Origin of the sequence: Rhodopseudomonas sp., assembly GCF_013377015.1 — a bacterium.
In the GTDB taxonomy this organism is placed as follows: Bacteria; Pseudomonadota; Alphaproteobacteria; order Rhizobiales; family Xanthobacteraceae; genus JARJEH01.
On sequence record NZ_JACABA010000031.1, the window covers coordinates 1 to 1,248 of the forward strand.

The 1,248-nt window shown below is 63.6% G+C and carries 1 protein-coding gene; it reads left to right on the forward strand.

Annotation, left to right across the window (positions count from 1 at the left end):
• Window positions 1-51 precede the first annotated feature (51 nt).
• A protein-coding gene (locus tag HXX15_RS23125; RefSeq protein ID WP_296519257.1) for an IS3 family transposase occupies window positions 52-1,238 on the forward strand; the annotation gives its coding sequence in 2 pieces (ribosomal slippage) (window positions 52-301 and window positions 301-1,238; 1,188 coding nt in all).
• Window positions 1,239-1,248 lie beyond the last annotated feature (10 nt).

Below are 1,248 nucleotides of genomic sequence, written 5' to 3' on the forward strand. Positions count from 1 at the left end.
GTAGCCTAATCCAGGTTGAAGTTCGTTCTGGCCCAAGACGAGGACCAGAGTATGAAGCGCAGTCGCTTTTCGGAAGAGCAGATCATCGGGGTTTTGAAGGAGCACGAGGCCTGCGTTTCTGTCGCCGATCTGTGCCGCAAGCATGGCGTCAGCGACGCCAGCATCTACAAGTGGAAGGCGAAGTTCGGCGGTATGGACGTCTCGGAGGCCAAGAAGCTGAGGTCGCTGGAGGACGAGAATACCCGGCTGAAGCGGCTGCTGGCCGACGCCATGCTGGACAATGCGGCACTGAAGGATCTCCTGGGAAAGAAGTGGTGACGCCCGCGGGGAAGCGGAAAGCTGTCGCGCATCTGCGATCTGCATTCGAGATGAGCGAACGGCGGGCGTGTAAAGCCATCGGCTGCTGCCGCATGACCATGAGATACAAGACGACCCGGGCGGAGGAGGCTGGCCTTCGCCAGCGGATGAAGGCGATCGCTCATGAGCGCCGCCGGTTCGGCTATCGGCGCCTGCACGTGTTGCTCGAGAGGGAGGGCTACGTGATCAACCACAAAAGGCTGTTCCGGCTGTATCGGGAGGAGAAGCTCGCGGTGCGCCGCCGCGGCGGCCGCAAGCGGGCCATCGGGACCAGGGCGCCGATACAGCTTCCGGCGGCACCCAACGATCGCTGGTCGCTCGACTTCGTGTCGGATCAACTCACCGACGGACGGCGCTTCCGAATTCTGACGATTGTCGATGACTGCACGCGAGAGTGCCTGGCGCTGGTGGCCGATACCTCGCTCTCCGGTGTCCGGGGTGCCCGAGAGCTGGAGCGGCTGACGATCGCGCGCGGCAAGCCGAAGACAGTGGTCAGCGACAACGGCACCGAACTCACCAGCAACGCTATCCTGGCATGGGCTGACGCCGCCCGCATCGACTGGCATGACATCGCGCCGGGCAAGCCGACGCAGAACGCCTTCATCGAGAGCTTCAACGGCCGGCTGCGGGACGAACTGTTGAATGAGACGCTGTTCACGTCGCTGGCCCAGGCTCGCATCGTCCTCGGATGTTGGCGGGCCGATTACAATCAAACCCGCCCACACTCGCAACTCGGTTGGCGGACGCCCGCCGAATTTGCCTTCACCCATCCGCGACGGGAGCTGGCGCTACGCTACGTCGACGGCTCCGCGCCAGCTCCCGTCGCTCCACCCGCCCAGAACGGCAACCCGAACGCCAGGAACGAACTCATCGCTGGATAAAACTTGGGGG